This window comes from Kocuria sp. HMSC066H03, assembly GCF_001812045.1.
Taxonomy (GTDB): domain Bacteria; phylum Actinomycetota; class Actinomycetes; order Actinomycetales; family Micrococcaceae; genus Kocuria; species Kocuria rhizophila.
This window is the reverse complement of record NZ_KV807506.1, coordinates 284,427-304,497: the sequence shown is the minus strand read 5'-3', so window position 1 is coordinate 304,497 and position 20,071 is coordinate 284,427. Positions and strand designations below refer to the sequence as shown.

Genomic DNA, 20,071 nt, shown 5'->3' with positions numbered 1-20,071 from the left:
CCCCAATGACTACCACTTTCGAACGCCAGGTGAAGGGCCTGCTGGGCACGAAGCTCGGCATGACCCAGGTCTGGGACGAGAACGGGAAGTTCGTGCCGGTGACCGTGGTCAAGGCCGACTCCAACGTCGTGACGCAGCTGCGCAACGAGGACAAGGACGGCTACAACGCCGTGCAGATCGGCTTCGGTGCGATCGATCCCCGCAAGGTGACCAAGCCGCTGGCCGGTCACTTCGCCGCTGCAGGCGTGACGCCCCGTCGCCACGTCGTCGAACTCCGTACTTCCGACGCCGCCGAGTACGAGCTGGGACAGGAACTGTCCGTCGAGCTCTTCGAGGCCGGCGCCAAGGTCGACGTGGTCGGCACCACCAAGGGCAAGGGCACGGCCGGTGTGATGAAGCGTCACGGCTTCTCCGGCGTCGGCGCCTCCCACGGTGCGCACAAGAACCACCGCAAGCCGGGCTCCATCGGCGGCGCGTCGTACCCCGCACGCGTGTTCAAGGGCATGCGCATGGCCGGTCGGATGGGCAACGCCCGTCACACCACCATGAACCTGACCGTGCACGCGGTTGACGCCGAGAACTCCCTGCTGCTCATCAAGGGCGCCCTGCCGGGCCCCAAGGGATCGGTCGTCCTCGTCCGTTCCACCGTGAAGGGAGCTTGATATCCATGGCAACTGAAACCGTCAACGTCGAGCTGCCCGCTGAGATCTTCGACGCGCAGACCAATGTGGCGCTGCTGCACCAGGTCGTCGTCGCCCAGCTGGCCGCCGCGCGTCAGGGCACGCACAAGACCAAGACCCGCGCCGAGGTCTCCGGCGCCGGCCGCAAGCCGTTCAAGCAGAAGGGCACTGGCCGCGCCCGTCAGGGCTCCATCCGCGCCCCGCACATGACCGGTGGTGGCGTGGTCCACGGTCCGACGCCGCGTGACTACTCCCAGCGCACCCCCAAGAAGATGAAGGTCGCCGCCCTGCGCGGAGCCCTCTCTGACCGGGCCCGCAACGGCCGCATCCACGTGGTTGCGGATCTGGTGAGCGGGGCCGAGCCGTCCACGAAGGCCGCCAAGCAGGCGCTGCGCTCGATCTCCGAGCGCAAGAACCTGCTGGTCGTGCTGGGCCGCGGCGAGGACACCGCCGCGCTGTCCGTGCGCAACCTGGTCAACGTGCACGCCGTGTACGCCGATCAGCTCAACACGTACGACGTGCTCGTCTCGGACGACGTGGTCTTCACCAAGGCCGCCTACGAGTCGTTCGTGGCAGCCGCGTCCGGTAGCAAGCAGGAGGACGCCAAGTGAGCGCCATCTACAACAAGGACCCGCGCGACGTCATCATCCGTCCCGTGGTCTCCGAGAAGTCCTACGGTCTGATCGACGAGGGCAAGTACACCTTCCAGGTGGACCCCTCGGCCAACAAGACCGAGATCAAGTACGCAATCGAGCAGATCTTCGGTGTGAAGGTTGCGTCCATCAACACCCTCAACCGTCCCGGCAAGCGCAAGCGCACTCGCTTCGGCTGGGGACAGCGAAAGGCCACCAAGCGTGCCGTCGTGTCCCTTCGGGAAGGCTCCATCGACATCTTCGGCGGTCCGCTCTCCTGAGCGGAGACCACTTTAACGAGGAACTCAAAACATGGCTATCCGTAAGCACAAGCCGACAACCCCGGGCCGTCGTGGCTCGTCAGTTGCGGACTTCGTAGAAATCACGCGCACCACGCCCGAGAAGTCCCTGGTGCGTCCGCTGCCCAAGAAGGGCGGTCGCAACAACACGGGCCGCATCACCACCCGCCACAAGGGTGGTGGCCACAAGCGCCAGTACCGCGTGATCGACTTCCGTCGTCACGACAAGGACGGCGTGGACGCCAAGGTCGCGCACATCGAGTACGACCCGAACCGCACGGCTCGCATCGCCCTGCTGCACTACGTGGACGGCACCAAGCGCTACATCATCGCGCCGAACCGCCTCAAGCAGGGTGACGTCGTGGAGTCCGGCCCCACCGCGGACATCAAGCCCGGCAACAACCTGCCGCTGCGCAACATCCCCGTGGGTACCGTCCTGCACGCCGTGGAGCTGCGTCCGGGTGGGGGAGCCAAGCTCGCCCGCTCCGCCGGCGCATCGGTCCAGCTGGTCGCCCGTGAGGGCAAGTACGGCCAGCTGCGCCTGCCCTCCGGCGAGATCCGCAACGTGGACGTGCGCTGCCGCGCGACCATCGGCGAGGTCGGCAACGCCGAGCAGTCGAACATCAACTGGGGCAAGGCCGGCCGCAACCGCTGGAAGGGCATCCGCCCGACTGTCCGCGGTGTGGTCATGAACCCGGTGGACCACCCCCACGGTGGTGGCGAGGGCAAGACCTCCGGTGGTCGTCACCCGGTCAACCCCAACGGCAAGCCCGAGGGACGCACCCGTCGCCCCAACAAGGAAAGCGACAAGCTCATCGTGCGTCGTCGTCGTACCGGCAAGAACAAGCGCTAAGGAGCCTGAACAATGCCACGCAGTCTCAAAAAGGGCCCTTTCGTTGATCAGCACCTCTTCGTGAAGGTCGCCAAGGAGAACGAGAAGGGCACCAAGAACGTCATCAAGACGTGGTCCCGCCGTTCCATGATCATCCCCGACATGCTCGGCCACACCATTGCCGTGCACGACGGGCGCAAGCACGTTCCCGTGTTCGTCACGGAGTCGATGGTCGGGCACAAGCTCGGCGAGTTCGCTCCCACCCGCACGTTCCGCGGCCATGTGAAGGACGACAAGAAGGGCAAGCGTCGCTGACCCCAGGGGTCAGCACGCTGCACTTCTTCGACAAGACGAGAGAAGGAAAGCAATGGAAGCCAAGGCATCTGCGCGCTACATCCGCGTGACGCCTATGAAGGCCCGGCGCGTCGTCAACCTGATTCGTGGCCAGCAGGCGAATGAGGCATTGGCGATTCTGAAGTTTGCCCCCCAGGCAGCTTCCGAGCCGGTGTTCAAGGTTCTCGAATCCGCCGTGGCGAACGCCCGGCAGAAGGCCGACCGCGAGGGACTCGCGTTCAAGCCGGAAGACCTCGTGGTCTCCGCGGCCTTCGTGGACGAGGGACCCACCATGAAGCGGTTCCAGCCGCGTGCCCAGGGCCGTGCGTTCCGCATCAACAAGCGCACGAGCCACGTGACCGTGGTCGTGGCGACCCCGGAGAAGGAGGAGGTCCGCTAAGTGGGACAGAAAATCAACCCCAACGGATTCCGTCTGGGCATCACCACCGACCACGTCTCGCACTGGTACGCCGACTCCAACCAGCCGGGTCAGCGCTACAAGGACTACATCCGCGAGGACGTCAAGATCCGCGAGCTCATGTCCAAGGGCATGGACCGCGCCGGCATCTCCAAGGTCGAGATCGAGCGCACCCGTGACCGCGTCCGCGTGGACATCCACACGGCACGTCCGGGCATCGTGATCGGCCGCCGCGGCGCCGAGGCGGACCGCATCCGCGGCGAGCTCGAGAAGCTCACCGGCAAGCAGATCCAGCTCAACATCCTCGAGGTGAAGAACCCGGAGATCGACGCGCAGCTCGTCGCCCAGGGTGTTGCCGAGCAGCTGGCCTCCCGTGTCGCGTTCCGCCGCGCCATGAAGAAGGCCATCCAGTCCGCGCAGCGCGCTGGTGCCAAGGGCATCCGGATCCAGTGCGCCGGCCGTCTGGGCGGTGCGGAGATGTCCCGCTCGGAGTTCTACCGCGAAGGCCGTGTGCCCCTGCACACCCTGCGCGCGAACATCGACTACGGCTTCTTCGAGGCGAAGACCACCTTCGGCCGCATCGGCGTGAAGGTCTGGATCTACAAGGGCGACCTGACCGACAAGGAACTGGCTGCCCAGCAGGCGGCTGCTCCGTCCTCGCGCGGTCGCAACGACCGTCGCGGCGGCGGCGGTGGCGAGCGGCGTCGTCGTCCGAATGACCGTAACGACCGTGGCGGGCGCCGTGAGCGCGACTCCGCCGCAGCCCCCCAGCAGAACAGCGCTGCGGAGGCCAACAACGCAGAGGGTGGTAAGTAATGCTTATCCCACGTCGTGTGAAGTTCCGCAAGCAGCACCACCCGCGTCGGCGGGGACAGGCCAAGGGCGGAACCCAGGTCACGTTCGGCGAGTGGGGCATCCAGGCGATGAGCCCGGCGTACGTCACGAACCGTCAGATCGAGGCCGCGCGTATCGCCATGACCCGTCACATCAAGCGTGGCGGCAAGGTCTGGATCAACATCTACCCGGACCGTCCCCTGACCAAGAAGCCCGCCGAGACCCGCATGGGTTCCGGTAAGGGTTCCCCCGAGTGGTGGGTCGCCAACGTCAAGCCCGGACGCGTCATGTTCGAGATCTCGGGCGTGAGCGAAGAGGTGGCGCGTGAGGCGCTGCGTCTGGCAATCCACAAGCTCCCGATGAAGGCACGCATCGTGCGTCGCGAAGGCGGTGAATGATCAATGGCTATTGGATCCAAGGATCTGAACATGGACAACCTCGCGGCTCTTGACACCGGTGCCCTCACCGACCAGCTGCGCAAGTCCAAGGAAGAGCTGTTCAACCTGCGCTTCCAGGCTGCAACCGGTCAGCTCGAGAGCAACTCGCGTCTGAAGTCCGTCAAGCGCGACATCGCGCGGATCTACACCGTGCTGCGTGAGCGCGAGCTCGGTATCCGCGAGGACGTGGCGCCGGCCGCAGCGAAGACCGAGAAAAAGGCCTCGAAGAAGGCTGCCAAGTCTGAGGATGATGCCAAGTGAGCGAGCAGGTCAACAACGAGACGGCTACGGCCGAGCGCGGTGACCGCAAGTCCCGCCAGGGCTACGTGGTCTCCGACAAGATGGACAAGACCGTGGTGGTCCAGGTCGAGGACCGCGTCAAGCACGCGCTCTACGGCAAGGTGCTGCGCAAGTCCAAGCGTGTGAAGGCGCACGACGAGCAGAACTCCTGCGGCGTCGGCGACCTCGTGCGCATCGTCGAGACGCGTCCGCTGTCCGCCAACAAGAACTGGCGGATCGTGGAGATCATCGAGAAGGCCAAGTAGGGCTTTCCCGCCGGGTCTCGATGGCAGGCCCCCGTCCGGTGTTCCGGGCGGGGGCCTGCTGCGTGTCTGCGCCCGGGCGATTGGAGATCGACGTCCCGACGCGGTAGAGTAGGCCGGTACGCGTGTCGACACACGTGTGCCCTCTGGCTTCGACCCTGCTGAGCCAGAATCCACAGCCGACCTCGTGCCCACGCGGCACGTCCACGGGTCGGCGGCAAGTCCCGCGGTTCGCCGCGGAAGGCGACCCACCCGCTCGGTGGGCACGCTGCGAGAACTTGCCCGTTGATTCTGCGCTCAGTCATGAATCCGGGCAGGGCAGCAGGACGATTTCCCTCGTCCACACGTGCGAGATCACAGCGTGCAAACTTTGCGCAGCGCCCCGGGCCCCTCCTACGGCCTCGGGGGAGACCGTGGCGTGAAGCGTTCACACGACCACCGTTCCGCAAGGCTCGACATTCAGCAGGTTTGGATGAGAACCGGCGCGACGACAGGAGTATTCAGTGATTCAGCAGGAATCGCGGCTGCGGGTTGCCGACAACACGGGTGCGAAGGAAATTCTCACCATCCGTGTGCTCGGTGGATCCGGACGCCGTTACGCAGGCATTGGTGACGTCATCGTCGCCACCGTCAAGGACGCCATCCCCGGCGGCAACGTCAAGAAGGGCGACGTGGTCAAGGCGGTTGTGGTCCGTACTAAGAAGCAGAGGCGCCGTCCCGACGGTTCCTACATCCGTTTCGACGAGAACGCCGCAGTGATCTTGAAGAACGACGGGGACCCCCGCGGCACGCGCATCTTCGGCCCGGTGGGCCGTGAGCTGCGCGACAAGAAGTTCATGAAGATCGTCTCGCTGGCTCCGGAGGTGCTCTGACATGGCTAAATTCAAGATCAAGACCGGCGACCTCGTGCAGGTCATCACCGGCAAGAACAAGGGCGAGCAGGGCAAGGTCCTGCGCGTGATCACCGAGACCTCCCGCGTGGTGGTCGAAGGCGTGAACGTCGTGACCAAGCACAAGCGCGCCAACGCCCAGGGCGAAGCCGGCGGCCTCGTCAAGTCCGAGGCTCCGATCCACATCTCCAACGTGATGCTCGTGGACCCGGAGACCGGCAAGCCGACCCGTGTGGGCTACCGCACCGAGACCGTGGAGCGCGACGGCAAGCAGAAGACCGTCCGCGTTCGCGTGTCCAAGAGCACCGGCAAGGATCTGTGATGAGCGAAACGACCGAAACCAAGTTCACCCCCCGGTTCAAGACCAAGTACCAGGAGACCGTTGCTCCGGCTCTGCAGGAGCAGTTCGGCTACGCGAACGTCATGGAGATGCCGCGCGTGGTCAAGGTCGTGGTCAACATGGGTCTGGGCGAAGCGGCCAAGGACTCCAAGCTGGTGGACAACGCCATCAAGGACCTCACCGCCATCACCGGCCAGAAGCCCGTGATCAACCGAGCCAAGAAGTCCATCGCGCAGTTCAAGCTGCGTGAGGGCATGCCGATCGGCGCGCACGTCACCATGCGCGGCGACCGCATGTGGGAGTTCCTGGACCGTCTGGTCACCCTGGCGCTGCCCCGCATCCGTGACTTCCGTGGTCTGTCCGACCGTCACTTCGACGGCAACGGCAACTACACGTTCGGCCTCACCGAGCAGTCCATGTTCCACGAGATCGACCAGGACAAGATCGATCGTGTGCGCGGCATGGACATCACCGTGGTCACCACCGCCAAGACCGACGACGAAGGCCGTGCCCTGCTCAAGGCGCTCGGCTTCCCGTTCAAGACCAACTGATTCCATCGACGTCAAAAGGTCCCTGCGGGCTGCAACCGGCAGGGAAACCGTGACGAGGAAGGGCTGAAGCCCACATGACAATGACAGATCCCGTCGCAGACATGCTGACGCGTCTGCGCAACGCGAACTCCGCCTACCACGACACCGTGAGCATGCCGTACTCCAAGCTGAAGGCCCGCATCGCGGAGATCCTGAAGGCGGAGGGCTACATCGCGGACTGGTCCGAGGAGCCGGCCCGGGTCGGCAAGACCCTGACCATGTCGCTGAAGTACGGCTCCAACCGTGAGCGCTCCATCGCCGGTGTTCGCCGCATCTCCAAGCCGGGCCTTCGCGTGTACGCGAAGTCCACCAACCTCCCCAAGGTGTTCGGTGGCCTCGGCATCGCGATCCTCTCCACGTCCTCCGGGCTGCTCACTGACAAGCAGGCCGGCAAGAAGGGCGTGGGCGGGGAAGTCCTCGCGTACATCTGGTAACCGGTAGCACAGAAGAAGAAAGGAAGAAGACATGTCACGTATTGGACGTCTCCCGATCTCTGTGCCCGCCGGTGTGGAGGTTTCCGTGGACGGTTCCGCAGTGTCGGTCAAGGGCCCCAAGGGCACGCTGACCCACACCGTCGCGGCACCCATCACGGTGGTCGTCGAGGACGGCACCGTGCAGGTGTCCCGTCCCAACGACGAGCGCGAGTCCCGCTCCTTGCACGGCCTCACGCGTTCCCTGATCGCCAACATGATCCAGGGTGTGTCCGAGGGGTACACCAAGCAGCTGGAGATCGTGGGCACGGGTTACCGCGTGCAGGCCAAGGGGGCCAACCTGGAGTTCGCTCTGGGCTACAGCCACCCGGTTCCCTTCAACGCGCCGGACGGCATCACGCTGTCCGTCGAGGGGAACAACAAGGTCACCGTTTCCGGTATCGACAAGCAGCAGGTTGGCCAGGTCGCCGCGAAGATCCGCTCCCTGCGTCTGCCCGATCCCTACAAGGGCAAGGGCGTCCGCTACGCGGGCGAGCAGATCCGCCGCAAGGCCGGAAAGGCTGGTAAGTAATCATGGCTCTCGTAATCAAGGGAAAGTCGAAGGCTGCTCAGCGCGCACGGCGTCACCGCCGCGTCCGCAAGCACATCGCCGGAACCGCGCTGCGCCCCCGTCTGGTGGTCACGCGTTCCACCCGCCACATGGTCGCCCAGGTGATCGACGACGACAAGGGCTTCACCCTGGTCTCCGCGTCCACCATGGAGAACGACCTGCGTGCGTCGTCCGACGACAAGACCGCCAAGGCCAAGCGCATCGGTGAGCTGATCGCCGAGCGCGCCAAGGCTGCGGGGATCGAGACCGTCGTGTTCGACCGCGGCGGCAACAAGTACCACGGCCGTGTGGCCGCGGTGGCCGAGGGTGCCCGTGAAGGAGGTCTGGCGCTGTGAGCGAGCAGAAGAACGAGAAGGAAACTCAGGTGAGCGAAGCCACCAACGGTTCCAACGAGACGGCTGAGGCGAACGCCTCGCAGCGTGGTTCCGACGAGAACCGCGGTGGCCGCGGCGGTCGCAACGACCGCGGTGGGCGCAACGAGCGCGGCTCCCGCAACGACCGTGGTGGCCGTGGTGGCCGCGGCGGCCGTGACGAGGAGAAGGACAAGTTCCTCGAGCGCGTCGTGACCATCAACCGCGTCTCCAAGGTCGTGAAGGGCGGTCGTCGCTTCAGCTTCACCGCTCTCGTGGTCGTCGGCGACGGCAACGGCATGGTCGGCGTGGGCTACGGCAAGGCCAAGGAAGTTCCCGCGGCCATCTCCAAGGGTGTCGAGGAGGCCAAGAAGAATTTCTTCCGGGTTCCCCGCGTGGAGGACCGCACCATCCCGCACCGTGTGCAGGGTGAGGCCGCGGCCGGCGTCGTCATGCTGCGCCCGGCCACCCCGGGTACCGGCGTGATCGCCGGTGGTCCGGTGCGTGCGGTCCTGGAGTGCGCGGGCATCCACGACGTGCTCTCCAAGTCCCTCGGTTCCTCCAACCAGATCAACATCGTGCACGCGACCATCCAGGCGCTGCGTGAGCTCGAGGAGCCCGCGTCCGTGGCGGCCCGCCGTGGCCTGCCCATGGACGAGGTCGTCCCGGCGCCGTTGCTGCGTGACATCCAGAAGGCAGGTGCCTGATGAACGGAAAGCGCATTCAGGCCACCGGCGCGACCCTGCGCGTGAAGCAGGTCCGCTCCGTGGTCGGTCAGAAGCAGAACATGCGCGACACGCTGCGTTCGCTGGGTCTCAAGCGCCCCGGCCAGGTCGTGGAGCGCAAGGCCGATGCGGCCACCGTGGGCATGATCAACACGGTGACCCATCTCGTAGAGGTTGAGGAGGCTTGAGCATGGCTGAGAACACCCAGAACAAGCGCCACGCTCTGAAGGTTCACCACCTGCGTCCGGCTCCCGGATCGCACCAGGCCAAGACCCGTCTTGGCCGCGGTGAGGCCTCCAAGGGCAAGACGGCGGGCCGCGGTACCAAGGGCACCAAGGCGCGCTACCAGGTCAAGGCCGGTTTCGCGGGCGGGCAGCTGCCGCTGCACATGCGCCTGCCGAAGCTGCGCGGGTTCAAGAACCCGTTCCGCGTGGAGTACCAGGTCGTGAACCTGGACCGTCTCGCGGAGCTGTTCCCCGAGGGTGGCACCGTCACCGTCGCGGACCTCGTGTCCAAGGGTGCAGTGCGCAAGAACCAGCCGGTGAAGGTGCTGGGCAGCGGGGAGATCTCCGTGGCCTTGAACATCACCGCAGACAAGTTCTCGGCCTCCGCGGCCGAGAAGATCGCCGCGGCTGGCGGTTCCACGCAGAACGCGTGAGAAGTTTCCAGCATTCGGTTGTAGGGTGAATCCCTGAACTGGAAGCGGGCCCCGTGCCGGATCACCGGCACGGGGCCCGCTGTTTTTGCCGGGATGTGCGCACGTGGGCCGGGAGGGCCGCGGCACATCCTTCGCTAGACTTGCCCGGGGTCGGAACCCACCGGGCCACCACGTTTTGGAGGAGGACCAGTGCTCAGTGCTTTCGCGCGGGCGTTCACCACGCCGGAGCTGCGCAACAAGCTGCTGTTCACGCTCGCGATCATCGTGATCTACCGGTTGGGGACCTTCATCCCCGCCCCGGGCGTGGACTACGGCAACGTGCAGCAGTGTCTCGCCATGGGAAACACCACGGGCGGAGCGTACGACCTGGTCAACCTGTTCAGCGGAGGTGCGCTGCTGCAGCTGTCGATCTTCGCCCTGGGCGTGATGCCCTACATCACGGCTAGCATCATCGTGCAGCTGCTGCGCGTGGTGATCCCGCGCTTCCAGGAGCTCCACGACGAGGGCGCGCAGGGGCAGACCAAGCTGACCCAGTACACGCGCTACCTCACGATCGGCCTGGCCGCGCTGAACGCCACCACGGTGGTGTCCCTGGCCCGCTCCGGAAGCCTGCTGGGCAACTGCCCCCTCCCGGTGATCCCCGACGACTCCATCATGGTCATCATCATCATGATCATCACCATGACGGCCGGCACCACCGTGATCATGTGGCTGGGGGAGCGCATCACGGACCGCGGCGTGGGCAACGGCATGTCGCTGCTGATCTTCACCTCCATCGCGGCCACGTTCCCGGCGGCTCTCGGGGACATCCTCAAGTCCCGCGGCTGGGGAGTGTTCCTGGGCGTCTGCGCGATCGGCCTCGTGGTGATCACGTGCGTGGTCTTCGTGGAGCAGTCGCAGCGGCGGATCCCCGTGCAGTACGCCAAGCGCATGGTGGGCCGGCGGACGATCGGAGGCACCAGCACCTACATTCCGCTCAAGGTCAACATGGCCGGCGTGATCCCCATCATCTTCGCGTCGTCCATGCTCACGCTGCCCACGATGCTCGCGCAGTTCGCCATGCCGGACGACGGCAGCCCCGCTCCCGGGTGGGTGGACTGGATCAACACGTACCTGGCCGGTGGCGAGCACCCGGTCTACATGGTCACCTACTTCCTGCTGATCGTGGCGTTCACGTACTTCTACGTGTCCATCACGTTCAACCCGGAGGAGGTCTCCAACAACATGAAGCGCTACGGCGGGTTCATCCCCGGCATCCGTGCCGGTCGCCCCACGGAGAACTACCTGCGCTACGTGCTCACGCGCATCACGCTTCCCGGCGCGCTGTACCTGGGCGTCCTGTCCATGATCCCGCTGATCGCCCTGGTGCTGTTCGACGCCAACCAGAACTTCCCGTTCGGCGGACCCTCCCTGCTGATCGTGGTGGGCGTGGGCCTGGACACCGTCAAGCAGATCGACGCGCAGCTGCAGCAGCGCCACTACGAGGGTCTCCTGCGCACCTGAGCCGGTCGCCATCAGACCGGGGCCGCGTGTTGGCGGGCCGTTAGACTGGAGTCCACGTTCACGACGACGCAAGGAGAGAGCATGACCCGCATGTTGATCATCGGACCGCCCGGTGCAGGCAAGGGCACGCAGGCCGCCCGGATCTGCGAGCGGCTGGGCGTTCCCGCCATCTCCACCGGGGACATCTTCCGTGCGAACATCAAGGACCAGACGGAGCTGGGCCGTGAGGCGCAGCGCTACACGGACGCGGGCAACCTGGTGCCGGACTCCGTGACCAACGACATGGTGCGGGACCGGCTGTCCCAGCCGGACACCGCAGCGGGGTTCCTGCTGGACGGCTACCCCCGCAACACGGCACAGGTCGAGGAACTGGACAGGATCCTCGAGACGAGCCAGGTGTCCCTGGACGTGGTGCTCCTGCTCACGGCGGACAACGACGAGCTCGTGTCCCGTCTGCTGGGCCGGGCCCAGGAGCAGGGGCGCACCGACGACACCGAGGACGTCATCCGGCACCGGCTGGACGTCTACGACGAGCAGACCGCTCCCGTGGTGGGCGTCTACGAGGACCGCGGCATCGTGGTCCGTGTGGACGGCCTGGGCAGCATCGACGAGGTCACCGAGCGCATCATGGCGGCGCTGCCCCGCTGACACGGCGGTGCGGCGTCGAGTGCCGCTCACCGGACCGGCGCCGCCGCGCAGTCCACAAAAAATATTCACCATGACCGGGCCCCCGAGGCGGTGCGCGAGCACCGGTTCGGGGGCCCGTCCGCCCACCGCACCGGGCCTCGGGGTCGGGGCCATTGACAACACACGGGAGGAGCCGAGCACTGTGTTCGGACGCCGCAGGATCCAGTTGAAGTCCGACGCCGAGCTGGCGGCCATGTCACGCGCGGGCGTGGTGACGTCCCTGGCGCTCGACGCCGCCGTGGCGGCCGCCGTGCCCGGGGCCACCACCGCGGACCTGGACACGGCGTTCCGTGCCGTCCTGGACGAGCACGGGGCGAGCTCCAACTTCCTCGGCTACCACGGGTATCCCGCTACTGTGTGCACCTCCGTGAACGACGAGGTGGTCCACGGGATCCCGGGGGAGCGGGTGCTGCGGGACGGGGACATCGTCTCGATCGACGGCGGCGCCGTGGTCGGGGGCTGGCACGGTGACTCCGCCCGCACGGTCCTGGTGGGCACCACGCACGATCCCGCGGACCAGCAGCTCTCCGACGTGACCCGGGCCGCCATGTGGCGGGGCATCGCCGCGATGGCCACGGGTACGCACGTGGGGGACATCGGCCTCGCCGTGGAGAACCACGTGCGGGCGGCGGTGGGGGCCCGGCTGGGCATCCTCGAGGACTACGTGGGCCACGGCATCGGCACGGAGATGCACATGGCGCCGGACGTCCCGAACTTCGCGATCAAGCACCGGGGGCCACGCCTGACCACCGGGATGGCACTGGCGATCGAGCCGATGCTCGTGCGCGGGGACATCGAGACCCGCGTGCTCGACGACGACTGGACCGTGGTCACGGTGGACGGTTCCCGCGCGAGCCAGTGGGAGCACAGCGTGTGCCTGCACAGCCAGGGGCTCTGGGTGCTGACCGCCGAGGACGGCGGAGCGGCGGAGCTCGCACCACTGGGAGTCCACCCGGTGCCCATCCCCGGCACCTGAGACCGGCAACCACCACGACCCTGGGACACTCGCAGGGAGAGGACAGCAATGACCACGCAACCCGTTGAGATCACCCCGCGGCCGGAAGCCGGCCAGCTCGTGTTCAAGCCCGCCCGTCGAGGCAAGCCCCCGCTGCACATAGCGGACTTCGACATGGCCGGGCGCAAGGCGTTCCTGAAGGACGCGGGCTACCCCGCCTTCCGGGCGTCCCAGCTGTCCAAGCACTACTTCGAGAGGTTCGAGGCGGACCCCGAGGCCATGACGGACCTGCCGGCGGACCAGCGCGAGGATCTGGTGGCCAAGGCCATGCCCCCGCTGCTGCGGACCGTGCGGCAGCTGCGTGCGGACGAGGGAATGACGGTCAAGTCCGTCCACCGCCTGTACGACAACGCCATGGTCGAGTCCGTGCTGATGCGCTACGACAAGCGGGTCACCATGTGCATCTCCTCCCAGGCGGGCTGCGGCATGAACTGTCCGTTCTGCGCCACGGGCCAGTCCGGCCTCACCCGCAACCTCTCCGCCGCGGAGATCGTGGACCAGGTGGTCCAAGGTGTTCGAGCGCTGCGGGACGGCGCCGTGGGAGACCCCGAAGAAGCGCCGCAACGGGTGTCGAACATCGTGTTCATGGGCATGGGGGAGGCCCTGGCCAACTACAAGGCCACCATGGGGGCGGTCCACCGCATCATCGACCCCTCACCGGACGGGCTGGGCATCTCGGCGCGCGGTCTCACCATGTCCACGGTGGGGCTGGTTCCCGGGATCCGGAAGTTCACGCTCGAGAAGCTGCCCATCACGCTCGCGCTCTCCCTGCACGCCCCGGACGACGAGCTGCGTGACGAGCTCATTCCGATCAACACACGCTGGAAGGTGGACGAGGCCCTCGACGCCGCCCGGGACTACTACGACGCCACGGGCCGGCGCGTGTCCATCGAGTACGCCCTGATCCGGGACATCAACGACCAGGGCTGGCGCGCGGACCTGCTGGGGGAGAAGCTCAACAAGCGCGGCGGCGGCTGGGTGCACGTCAACCCCATCCCGCTCAACCCCACACCGGGCTCCAAGTGGACGGCGTCCCGTCCGGGCGTGGAGCAGAACTTCGTGGAGCGCCTGCGCGCCCACGGGATCCCCACCACGGTGCGCGACACCCGCGGGTCGGACATCGACGGCGCGTGCGGGCAGCTGGCCACGGAGGTCTGACGGTCGCTGCGGAACCACCCCGCCGTCGCTTGCGCCAACACGCAGAACCGGGTAGTGTCGTCGGTTGGTTGTTTGTGCTCGCAGATCGAGTCATGCCCGGAACCCACCCCCTCGTTGCCACGTGTGGCGCGGGGTTGTTCGTCTGGGCAGCTGGAAGCGGGCACCGCCGTCCGGATAGACACCCGGACCCCTCGAGAAGTTAGCGGAGGATATGGCCAAGAAAGACGGAGTCATCGAGATCGAAGGCACTGTGGTCGAGGCACTGCCCAATGCGTCGTTCCGTGTGGAGCTGACCAACGGGCACAAGGTGCTCGCCCACATCTCTGGCAAGATGCGCCAGCACTACATCCGGATCCTCCCCGAGGACCGCGTGGTGGTGGAGCTCAGCCCCTACGACCTCTCCCGAGGCCGGATCGTCTACCGCTACAAGTAGCATCCAGGCCCCGTGCTCGCGCAGACAGCGTCCGCACGGCAGGGGTCGGAGTGCACACGCCATTACGAGTACGCGAAGGAATGCGATGAAGGTCCAACCGAGCGTCAAGCAGATCTGCGACAAGTGCAAGGTGATCCGCCGCAACGGGCGGGTCATGGTGATCTGCGAGAACCCCCGGCACAAGCAGCGCCAGGGCTGACGGGAACGCTCCCGCCCACGCAAGTGGATTGACAAGAACGGACACCGCAGCCGCCGCCCCAGGGCGCGGCAACCCCCGGCACGGAGGCCGGAGACCGGTCGCAGCACGATCGGGACGCGGTGTTCAAGACCTCCGGAACATCAAGGAGAACCGCCACTATGGCTCGTCTCGCAGGCGTTGATCTTCCCCGTGAAAAGCGGCTGGAAGTTGCGCTGACCTACATCTACGGCGTGGGCCGCACCCGCGCACTCGAAACTCTGGAAGCCACGGGCATCTCCGGGGACGTGCGCGTCAAGGATCTCACCGATCCGCAGCTCGTGGAGCTGCGTGACTACATCGAAGGCAACTACAAGGTCGAAGGCGATCTTCGCCGTGAGGTGGCCGCCGACATCCGCCGCAAGGTCGAGATCGGCAGCTACCAGGGCCTGCGTCACCGTCGGGGTCTGCCCGTCCACGGCCAGCGCACCAAGACCAACGCGCGCACCCGCAAGGGTCCCAAGCGCACGGTCGCCGGTAAGAAGAAGTAATCGCGGCCGCCGTCCAGTGGGCGGCTGACCGACGTCGAAGATCTTTGTAGGAGAATCCATGGCCCAGAAAACTCGCGCGACGGCCGCTCGCAAGCCGCGTCGCAAGGTGAACAAGAATGTGACCCAAGGTCAGGCTCACATCAAGTCCACGTTCAACAACACCATCGTGTCCATTACCGACCCCTCGGGTGCGGTCCTGTCGTGGGCCTCGGCCGGCGGCATGGGCTTCAAGGGCTCGCGCAAGTCCACTCCGTTCGCCGCGCAGCAGGCCGCCGAGGCCGCGGCCAAGGGCGCCCAGGAGCACGGCATGCGCAAGGTGGATGTGTTCGTCAAGGGACCGGGCTCGGGGCGCGAGACCGCGATCCGCGCTCTGCAGGCCACCGGGCTGGAGGTCGGCTCCATCCAGGACGTGACCCCGTCCGCGCACAACGGCTGCCGTCCCCCCAAGCGCCGCCGCGTCTGACTCGTGTCGCGTGGTCACCGGGCTCCCAGGAGCCCGGTGACCACGCATCGACGCGGTGACCTCGCCTGCTCACCGCGGCATCCACCCATTTTGTTTTCCACCACCTGCGTGCGTCATATGGCGGAGGCACGCTGAAAGGAAACATCAGTGCTCATCGCACAGCGCCCCACCCTCACGGAAGAGGCTGTGGCCGAGAACCGCTCCCGGTTCGTGATCGAACCCCTCGAGCCGGGTTTCGGGTACACCCTCGGCAACTCCCTGCGCCGCACGCTCCTGTCCTCCATCCCCGGGGCCTCCGTGACCAGCATCCGCATCGACGGCGTGCTGCACGAGTTCTCCACCGTGGAGGGCGTCAAGGAGGACGTCACCGAGCTCATCCTGAACATCAAGAAGCTCTCGCTGTCCTCCGAGGAGGACGAGCCCGTCACCGCGTGGCTGCGCAAGCAGGGCCCGGGCGAGGTCACCGCGGCTGACATCTCGGCTCCGGCCGGTGTCGAGGTGCACAACCCCGAGCTGCACATCGCGACCCTTAACTCGAAGGGCCAGCTCGAGATCGAGCTGACCATCGAGCGCGGCCGCGGCTACGTCTCGGCGTCCCAGAACAAGTCCGGTGACGCGGAGGTCGGTCGGATCCCCGTGGACTCGATCTACTCTCCCGTGCTCAAGGTGACCTTCCGCGTGGAGGCCACCCGTGTGGAGCAGCGCACCGACTTCGACAAGCTCATCCTCGACGTGGAGACCAAGGAGGCCATCTCTCCGCGCGACGCGGTGGCTTCGGCCGGCACCACGCTGGTGGAGCTGTTCGGGCTGGCCCGCGAGCTGAACTCCGCGGCGGAAGGCATCGAGATCGGTCCTTCGCCCACGGACGCGGCCGCCGCCGCGGACATGGCGCTGCCCATCGAGGACCTCGAGCTGTCGGTCCGGTCCTACAACTGCCTCAAGCGCGAGGGCATCCACAGCGTGGGTGAGCTCGTGGGTCGTTCCGAGGCCGATCTGATGGACATCCGCAACTTCGGTGCCAAGTCCATCGACGAGGTCAAGGACAAGCTCGGCGAGCTCGGTCTGGCCCTCAAGGACTCCCCTCCGGGCTACGACCTCGCCGCCCACGCGGCGTCGCTCGAGGACGAGGACGACAACAACAACCCGTTCGACGTCGATCTCGACTGACGCCCACACCACTTTCCGTGCCCCGCGGGCGATGAGTTGCCCGCGCGGGACCGATCACCAGGAGATCTACTATGCCTACCCCTACCAAGGGACCCCGTCTCGGCGCCGGGCCGACCCACGAGCGCATGATCCTCTCGAACATGTCCCAGCAGCTGTTCGAGCACAAGCGGATCACCACCACCGTGACCAAGGCCAAGCGCCTGCGTCCGGTGGCGGAGCGGCTCATCACCTTCGCCAAGCGCGGTGACCTGGCCTCCCGCCGTCGGGTCATGCGTCAGCTGACCGACAAGTCCGTGGTGCACGAGCTGTTCACCAGCATCGCGCCGGCCATGGAGGGTCGCGAAGGCGGCTACACCCGCATCACCAAGATCGGCAACCGCAAGGGCGACAACGCCCCCATGGCCGTCATCGAGCTCGTGATGGAGCCCGTGGCCTCCAAGGCGACCGTGTCCGAGGCCGAGCGCGCCACGGCCAAGGCTGCCCCGGCTCCCGCCGCTCCCGTGGACACCCCCGCCGGTTCCACCACCGCGGACGTCCAGGAGAAGGAGATCCCGGCCGACGAGCAGGCTCCTGCCGTGGGCTCGGAGGAGGCCGCTGAGGTCGCCGCCGAGAACTCGGAGGCCGAGTTCCCGGGTTCGCACGCTCCGCTCGAGTCCGGTGAGGCCCCCGAGGGCTTCTCGGTCAAGGGCAACCGCAACTCCATGAAGTACCACGTGCCCGGTTCGCGCTGGTACTCCGGCACCACCGCGGAGATCTGGTTCGACTCTCCGGCCAACGCCGAGGCCGCCGGCTTCCAGCCCGCGGGCGGCGCCGCCGCGCAGAAGATCTCCGAGTAGTCTCGGGTTCTTCGGTCGAACGGACACCGGAGACGACGCCGCCGCAGGTTGCCTGCGGCGGCGTCGTCGTCTCCGAGAACGAGAGGGAGACCTGTGGGGCAGGAGCAGATCAGACTGCGGATCGACCTGGCGTACGACGGTGCGCCGTTCAAGGGGTGGGCGCGGCAACCGGGTCTGCCGAGCGTCCAGGCGGCCCTGGAGGACGCGCTCTCCCTCATCTTCCGCGAGGCGTGTCCCACCGTGGTGGCCGGACGCACGGACACGGGGGTGCACGCCCGGCACCAGACCGTGCACGTGGATGTGCCCCGGCAGCGCTGGCAGCAGCAGAGCAGGCGGCGTGGCATGTCACGCGACGTCGTGCGCGGCGGCGTGCCCACGCAGCATGGTGACGGGGAGACGGGGGCGGGCGCGCCCGTGCCGGAGCTGACGCGGCGGCTGAACGGGGCGCTGAACAGGGTGCTCGGCAAGGATCGGGCCGCGGAGGGATGGGCGCCCGCCGTGGGCGCCGTGGTGGTGCGGGACGTGTCCGTGGCCGAGGTGGGCTTCGACGCGCGCTTCTCGGCGCTGTCCCGCGGCTACCTCTACCGCGTGGCCGATGCCGTGACGGGCCACGACCCGCTGGCGCGCACGTACTCCTGGTGGGTGGACGAGAGGCTCGACGTGGCCGCCATGGACCGGGCGGTGCGAGACCTCCTGGGTCTGCACGACTTCCTGAGCTTCTGCAAGCCTCGCGAGGGTGCGACCACGGTGCGCGAGCTGCAGCGGGCGTCCGTCACGCGCGGGGCGGACGGCATGATCACGGCGGCGCTCACCGCCGATGCCTTCTGCCACCACATGGTGCGCTCGATCGTGGGCGCGGTGGTGCGCGTGGGGCAGGGGCGGCACGACGCCCCGTGGCCCGCTCAGCGGCTCGAGGCACGGGTCCGGGACGCCGCCGTGGCGATGGCCCCGGCCCACGGCCTGGTCCTGGACGCGGTGCACTATCCCGACGCGCAGGAACTCGCCGAGCGTGCGCGCGTGACCCGAGCCCGGCGAGACGACGACTGACGGCCGGGGAGCGCACGGGTGCTCCCCGGGGCAGTCCTGGCCGTGAGTGGCGGGCGGAGCGGGGATCCGGTATCATCGAACGCTGTTGTGCGTGTTCTGCCCCGGTTCACGTGTACCCGCAGCGGTCGCTCATGTTGCAGAGCGCAGGGCCGTGCGGTGCACCGGGTTGCGGACGCACGGATGCCGCCCGGATCTCACCCGGGCCCCGAAGCACAGCAGAACCGATTGACACGAGTAATCGTGTCTTCACCAGACAAACGAAGGCAGATCAACGTGCGTACGTACACTCCGAAGCCCGGTGACGTCCAGCGTCAGTGGCACGTCATCGACGCCACCGACGTCGTCCTGGGTCGTCTTGCCAGCCAGACCGCAACACTGCTGCGCGGGAAGCACAAGCCGACCTTCGCTCCCCACGTGGACACCGGCGATTTCGTCATCATCATCAACGCGGAGAAGGTGGCCCTCACCGGCTCCAAGCTCCAGAAGAAGCGCGCCTACCGCCACTCCGGCTACCCGGGCGGACTCAAGTCCACCAGCTACGCCGAGCTGCTCGAGAAGAACCCCACGCGCGCCGTGGAGAAGGCCGTCAAGGGGATGCTGCCCAAGAACAAGCTGGCAGCCCAGCAGCTGTCCAAGCTCAAGGTCTACGCCGGTGCCGAGCACCCGCACCAGGCGCAGCAGCCCAAGCCCTACGAATTCACGCAGGTCGCCCAGTAATTCGGGCCAACGAAGAACACATAAGGAGAATCGTGGCTCAGAACACTGAAGAGCAGATCACCGAGGACGTGGAGCTGACCAGCTACACCTCCGAGTCCACCGAGTCCGTGGCCGGTGGCGCCGCCATGTCGGAGCGCCCCGCCCTGACCGTTCCCGGCCAGGCCGTGGGCCGCCGCAAGCAGGCCGTTGCCCGCGTGCGCCTCATCCCCGGCTCCGGCAAGTGGACCGTCAACGGCCGCAGCCTGGAGGAGTACTTCCCCAACAAGCTGCACCAGCAGGAGGTGAACGATCCGTTCACCCTCCTCGAGCTGCAGGGCGGCTACGACGTCATCGCCCGCATCTCCGGCGGCGGCCCCTCCGGCCAGGCCGGTGCACTGCGCCTGGGCGTGGCTCGCGCGCTCAACGAGATCGACGCCGAGCACAACCGTCCCGCCCTCAAGAAGGCAGGCTTCCTGACCCGTGACGCCCGCGTCATCGAGCGCAAGAAGGCCGGCCTCAAGAAGGCGCGCAAGGCTCCGCAGTACTCCAAGCGCTAAACGACGCCACCCAGGCCTCGGCCGGGTTCCGTCTCGCAGGGTCCCGTTCCTCGGTTTCGGCCGAGGCCCGGGGCCCTGCGTCGTTTTGCGCTTGGCTCCCCTCGCGCTGTGCGAGGCCGTCCAGGCCTCGGCCGGGTTTCGTCTCGCGGGGTCCCGTTCCTCGGTTTCGGCCGAGGCCCGGG

32 protein-coding genes are annotated in these 20,071 nt (G+C 67.1%); all 32 read left to right on the top strand.

Annotated elements, in window-relative coordinates; genetic code table 11:
* Positions 1 to 5 precede the first annotated feature (5 nt).
* The 32 genes from rplC to rpsI all read left to right on the top strand — a co-directional run bounded on the left by rplC (position 6) and on the right by rpsI (position 19,889).
* Positions 6 to 662, top strand: a complete 657-nt coding sequence (gene rplC, locus HMPREF2833_RS04835) for a 50S ribosomal protein L3 (protein WP_019309650.1) — start codon at positions 6 to 8, stop codon at positions 660 to 662.
* Positions 663 to 667: 5 nt separating this feature from the next.
* Positions 668 to 1,291, top strand: coding sequence for a 50S ribosomal protein L4 (gene rplD, locus HMPREF2833_RS04830; protein WP_070636806.1), 624 nt, complete (start codon positions 668 to 670; stop codon positions 1,289 to 1,291).
* Complete coding sequence (gene rplW, locus HMPREF2833_RS04825) at positions 1,288 to 1,593, top strand: 50S ribosomal protein L23 (protein WP_019309648.1); 306 nt, start codon at positions 1,288 to 1,290, stop codon at positions 1,591 to 1,593. Before rplD ends, rplW begins: the two co-directional genes overlap by 4 nt.
* Before the next feature lie 31 nt (positions 1,594 to 1,624).
* Positions 1,625 to 2,464 carry a 50S ribosomal protein L2 gene (rplB, locus tag HMPREF2833_RS04820; RefSeq protein ID WP_019309647.1) on the top strand — a complete coding sequence of 280 codons (840 nt, stop codon included), beginning with the start codon at positions 1,625 to 1,627 and terminating at the stop codon, positions 2,462 to 2,464.
* A 12-nt stretch (positions 2,465 to 2,476) separates the two neighbouring features.
* Entirely contained in the window at positions 2,477 to 2,758 is a 282-nt protein-coding gene (rpsS, locus tag HMPREF2833_RS04815) for a 30S ribosomal protein S19 (protein ID WP_019309646.1), read from the top strand.
* A gap of 52 nt (positions 2,759 to 2,810) precedes the next feature.
* Entirely contained in the window at positions 2,811 to 3,176 is a 366-nt protein-coding gene (gene rplV, locus HMPREF2833_RS04810) for a 50S ribosomal protein L22 (RefSeq protein ID WP_012397693.1), read from the top strand.
* On the top strand, positions 3,177 to 4,010 hold the full coding sequence (rpsC, locus tag HMPREF2833_RS04805; RefSeq protein WP_012397694.1) for a 30S ribosomal protein S3: 834 nt from the start codon (positions 3,177 to 3,179) through the stop codon (positions 4,008 to 4,010). It abuts the gene before it with no gap.
* Positions 4,010 to 4,426, top strand: a complete 417-nt coding sequence (gene rplP / locus HMPREF2833_RS04800) for a 50S ribosomal protein L16 (RefSeq protein WP_019309644.1) — start codon at positions 4,010 to 4,012, stop codon at positions 4,424 to 4,426. The genes rpsC and rplP overlap by 1 nt, the downstream gene beginning before the upstream one ends.
* Before the next feature lie 3 nt (positions 4,427 to 4,429).
* Positions 4,430 to 4,726, top strand: coding sequence for a 50S ribosomal protein L29 (gene rpmC / locus HMPREF2833_RS04795; RefSeq protein ID WP_019309643.1), 297 nt, complete (start codon positions 4,430 to 4,432; stop codon positions 4,724 to 4,726).
* Positions 4,723 to 5,010 (top strand): 30S ribosomal protein S17, encoded by a 288-nt coding sequence (gene rpsQ, locus HMPREF2833_RS04790; RefSeq protein ID WP_019309642.1) that lies wholly within the window; start codon positions 4,723 to 4,725, stop codon positions 5,008 to 5,010. Before rpmC ends, rpsQ begins: the two co-directional genes overlap by 4 nt.
* Positions 5,011 to 5,510: 500 nt before the next feature.
* Positions 5,511 to 5,879, top strand: a complete 369-nt coding sequence (rplN, locus tag HMPREF2833_RS04785; protein WP_012397698.1) for a 50S ribosomal protein L14 — start codon at positions 5,511 to 5,513, stop codon at positions 5,877 to 5,879.
* 1 nt (position 5,880) lies between these two features.
* Positions 5,881 to 6,219 carry a 50S ribosomal protein L24 gene (gene rplX / locus HMPREF2833_RS04780; RefSeq protein WP_019309641.1) on the top strand — a complete coding sequence of 113 codons (339 nt, stop codon included), beginning with the start codon at positions 5,881 to 5,883 and terminating at the stop codon, positions 6,217 to 6,219.
* Positions 6,219 to 6,788 carry a 50S ribosomal protein L5 gene (gene rplE / locus HMPREF2833_RS04775; RefSeq protein ID WP_019309640.1) on the top strand — a complete coding sequence of 190 codons (570 nt, stop codon included), beginning with the start codon at positions 6,219 to 6,221 and terminating at the stop codon, positions 6,786 to 6,788. The genes rplX and rplE overlap by 1 nt, the downstream gene beginning before the upstream one ends.
* A 74-nt stretch (positions 6,789 to 6,862) precedes the next feature.
* Positions 6,863 to 7,261 carry a 30S ribosomal protein S8 gene (rpsH, locus tag HMPREF2833_RS04770; RefSeq protein WP_019309639.1) on the top strand — a complete coding sequence of 133 codons (399 nt, stop codon included), beginning with the start codon at positions 6,863 to 6,865 and terminating at the stop codon, positions 7,259 to 7,261.
* A gap of 31 nt (positions 7,262 to 7,292) precedes the next feature.
* Positions 7,293 to 7,829 (top strand): 50S ribosomal protein L6, encoded by a 537-nt coding sequence (gene rplF / locus HMPREF2833_RS04765; protein WP_019309638.1) that lies wholly within the window; start codon positions 7,293 to 7,295, stop codon positions 7,827 to 7,829.
* 2 nt (positions 7,830 to 7,831) lie between these two features.
* Positions 7,832 to 8,203, top strand: coding sequence for a 50S ribosomal protein L18 (gene rplR / locus HMPREF2833_RS04760; RefSeq protein WP_012397703.1), 372 nt, complete (start codon positions 7,832 to 7,834; stop codon positions 8,201 to 8,203).
* Positions 8,200 to 8,925 carry a 30S ribosomal protein S5 gene (rpsE, locus tag HMPREF2833_RS04755; protein ID WP_019309637.1) on the top strand — a complete coding sequence of 242 codons (726 nt, stop codon included), beginning with the start codon at positions 8,200 to 8,202 and terminating at the stop codon, positions 8,923 to 8,925. Before rplR ends, rpsE begins: the two co-directional genes overlap by 4 nt.
* On the top strand, positions 8,925 to 9,131 hold the full coding sequence (rpmD, locus tag HMPREF2833_RS04750; protein ID WP_012397705.1) for a 50S ribosomal protein L30: 207 nt from the start codon (positions 8,925 to 8,927) through the stop codon (positions 9,129 to 9,131). Before rpsE ends, rpmD begins: the two co-directional genes overlap by 1 nt.
* 2 nt (positions 9,132 to 9,133) lie before the next feature.
* Positions 9,134 to 9,601: a 50S ribosomal protein L15 gene (gene rplO, locus HMPREF2833_RS04745; RefSeq protein ID WP_019309636.1), complete on the top strand. Its 468-nt coding sequence runs from the start codon at positions 9,134 to 9,136 to the stop codon at positions 9,599 to 9,601.
* A gap of 189 nt (positions 9,602 to 9,790) precedes the next feature.
* Positions 9,791 to 11,104, top strand: coding sequence for a preprotein translocase subunit SecY (gene secY, locus HMPREF2833_RS04740; protein ID WP_019309635.1), 1,314 nt, complete (start codon positions 9,791 to 9,793; stop codon positions 11,102 to 11,104).
* Positions 11,105 to 11,185: 81 nt separating this feature from the next.
* On the top strand, positions 11,186 to 11,752 hold the full coding sequence (locus tag HMPREF2833_RS04735; RefSeq protein WP_019309634.1) for an adenylate kinase: 567 nt from the start codon (positions 11,186 to 11,188) through the stop codon (positions 11,750 to 11,752).
* 181 nt (positions 11,753 to 11,933) lie between these two features.
* Positions 11,934 to 12,767 carry a type I methionyl aminopeptidase gene (gene map, locus HMPREF2833_RS04730; RefSeq protein WP_019309633.1) on the top strand — a complete coding sequence of 278 codons (834 nt, stop codon included), beginning with the start codon at positions 11,934 to 11,936 and terminating at the stop codon, positions 12,765 to 12,767.
* Between the two features lie 48 nt (positions 12,768 to 12,815).
* On the top strand, positions 12,816 to 13,964 hold the full coding sequence (gene rlmN, locus HMPREF2833_RS04725; protein WP_019309632.1) for a dual-specificity RNA methyltransferase RlmN: 1,149 nt from the start codon (positions 12,816 to 12,818) through the stop codon (positions 13,962 to 13,964).
* A gap of 211 nt (positions 13,965 to 14,175) precedes the next feature.
* Positions 14,176 to 14,397 carry a translation initiation factor IF-1 gene (gene infA, locus HMPREF2833_RS04720; RefSeq protein ID WP_012397711.1) on the top strand — a complete coding sequence of 74 codons (222 nt, stop codon included), beginning with the start codon at positions 14,176 to 14,178 and terminating at the stop codon, positions 14,395 to 14,397.
* An 85-nt stretch (positions 14,398 to 14,482) separates the two neighbouring features.
* A complete protein-coding gene (gene rpmJ, locus HMPREF2833_RS04715; protein ID WP_012397712.1) occupies positions 14,483 to 14,596 on the top strand; it encodes a 50S ribosomal protein L36 in 114 nt (37 codons plus the stop codon).
* Between the two features lie 158 nt (positions 14,597 to 14,754).
* Positions 14,755 to 15,123, top strand: coding sequence for a 30S ribosomal protein S13 (rpsM, locus tag HMPREF2833_RS04710; protein ID WP_012397713.1), 369 nt, complete (start codon positions 14,755 to 14,757; stop codon positions 15,121 to 15,123).
* A 58-nt stretch (positions 15,124 to 15,181) separates the two neighbouring features.
* Positions 15,182 to 15,586, top strand: a complete 405-nt coding sequence (gene rpsK, locus HMPREF2833_RS04705) for a 30S ribosomal protein S11 (protein WP_012397714.1) — start codon at positions 15,182 to 15,184, stop codon at positions 15,584 to 15,586.
* A gap of 147 nt (positions 15,587 to 15,733) precedes the next feature.
* Positions 15,734 to 16,753 (top strand): DNA-directed RNA polymerase subunit alpha, encoded by a 1,020-nt coding sequence (locus tag HMPREF2833_RS04700; RefSeq protein WP_019309631.1) that lies wholly within the window; start codon positions 15,734 to 15,736, stop codon positions 16,751 to 16,753.
* A 71-nt stretch (positions 16,754 to 16,824) separates the two neighbouring features.
* On the top strand, positions 16,825 to 17,589 hold the full coding sequence (gene rplQ / locus HMPREF2833_RS04695; protein WP_019309630.1) for a 50S ribosomal protein L17, sunset domain variant: 765 nt from the start codon (positions 16,825 to 16,827) through the stop codon (positions 17,587 to 17,589).
* 93 nt (positions 17,590 to 17,682) lie between these two features.
* On the top strand, positions 17,683 to 18,636 hold the full coding sequence (locus HMPREF2833_RS04690) for a tRNA pseudouridine synthase A (protein WP_019309629.1): 954 nt from the start codon (positions 17,683 to 17,685) through the stop codon (positions 18,634 to 18,636).
* Between the two features lie 273 nt (positions 18,637 to 18,909).
* Positions 18,910 to 19,353: a 50S ribosomal protein L13 gene (gene rplM, locus HMPREF2833_RS04685; RefSeq protein ID WP_019309628.1), complete on the top strand. Its 444-nt coding sequence runs from the start codon at positions 18,910 to 18,912 to the stop codon at positions 19,351 to 19,353.
* 32 nt (positions 19,354 to 19,385) lie between these two features.
* Complete coding sequence (gene rpsI, locus HMPREF2833_RS04680) at positions 19,386 to 19,889, top strand: 30S ribosomal protein S9 (RefSeq protein WP_019309627.1); 504 nt, start codon at positions 19,386 to 19,388, stop codon at positions 19,887 to 19,889.
* Positions 19,890 to 20,071 lie beyond the last annotated feature (182 nt).

Coding starts and splice junctions, on each gene's coding strand:
- rplR (WP_012397703.1), top strand. CDS start 7,832: ATGGCTCTCGTAATCAAGGGAAAGTCGAAGGCTGCTCAGCGCGCACGG.
- rplC (WP_019309650.1), top strand. CDS start 6: ATGACTACCACTTTCGAACGCCAGGTGAAGGGCCTGCTGGGCACGAAG.
- infA (WP_012397711.1), top strand. CDS start 14,176: ATGGCCAAGAAAGACGGAGTCATCGAGATCGAAGGCACTGTGGTCGAG.
- rpsK (WP_012397714.1), top strand. CDS start 15,182: ATGGCCCAGAAAACTCGCGCGACGGCCGCTCGCAAGCCGCGTCGCAAG.
- rplD (WP_070636806.1), top strand. CDS start 668: ATGGCAACTGAAACCGTCAACGTCGAGCTGCCCGCTGAGATCTTCGAC.
- rpmD (WP_012397705.1), top strand. CDS start 8,925: ATGAACGGAAAGCGCATTCAGGCCACCGGCGCGACCCTGCGCGTGAAG.
- rplE (WP_019309640.1), top strand. CDS start 6,219: ATGAGCGAAACGACCGAAACCAAGTTCACCCCCCGGTTCAAGACCAAG.
- rpsH (WP_019309639.1), top strand. CDS start 6,863: ATGACAATGACAGATCCCGTCGCAGACATGCTGACGCGTCTGCGCAAC.
- rlmN (WP_019309632.1), top strand. CDS start 12,816: ATGACCACGCAACCCGTTGAGATCACCCCGCGGCCGGAAGCCGGCCAG.
- rpsM (WP_012397713.1), top strand. CDS start 14,755: ATGGCTCGTCTCGCAGGCGTTGATCTTCCCCGTGAAAAGCGGCTGGAA.
- rplX (WP_019309641.1), top strand. CDS start 5,881: ATGGCTAAATTCAAGATCAAGACCGGCGACCTCGTGCAGGTCATCACC.
- rplB (WP_019309647.1), top strand. CDS start 1,625: ATGGCTATCCGTAAGCACAAGCCGACAACCCCGGGCCGTCGTGGCTCG.
- HMPREF2833_RS04735 (WP_019309634.1), top strand. CDS start 11,186: ATGACCCGCATGTTGATCATCGGACCGCCCGGTGCAGGCAAGGGCACG.
- rpmC (WP_019309643.1), top strand. CDS start 4,430: ATGGCTATTGGATCCAAGGATCTGAACATGGACAACCTCGCGGCTCTT.
- rpmJ (WP_012397712.1), top strand. CDS start 14,483: ATGAAGGTCCAACCGAGCGTCAAGCAGATCTGCGACAAGTGCAAGGTG.
- rplQ (WP_019309630.1), top strand. CDS start 16,825: ATGCCTACCCCTACCAAGGGACCCCGTCTCGGCGCCGGGCCGACCCAC.
- rplV (WP_012397693.1), top strand. CDS start 2,811: ATGGAAGCCAAGGCATCTGCGCGCTACATCCGCGTGACGCCTATGAAG.
- rplF (WP_019309638.1), top strand. CDS start 7,293: ATGTCACGTATTGGACGTCTCCCGATCTCTGTGCCCGCCGGTGTGGAG.
- rplO (WP_019309636.1), top strand. CDS start 9,134: ATGGCTGAGAACACCCAGAACAAGCGCCACGCTCTGAAGGTTCACCAC.
- rplP (WP_019309644.1), top strand. CDS start 4,010: ATGCTTATCCCACGTCGTGTGAAGTTCCGCAAGCAGCACCACCCGCGT.
- rpsS (WP_019309646.1), top strand. CDS start 2,477: ATGCCACGCAGTCTCAAAAAGGGCCCTTTCGTTGATCAGCACCTCTTC.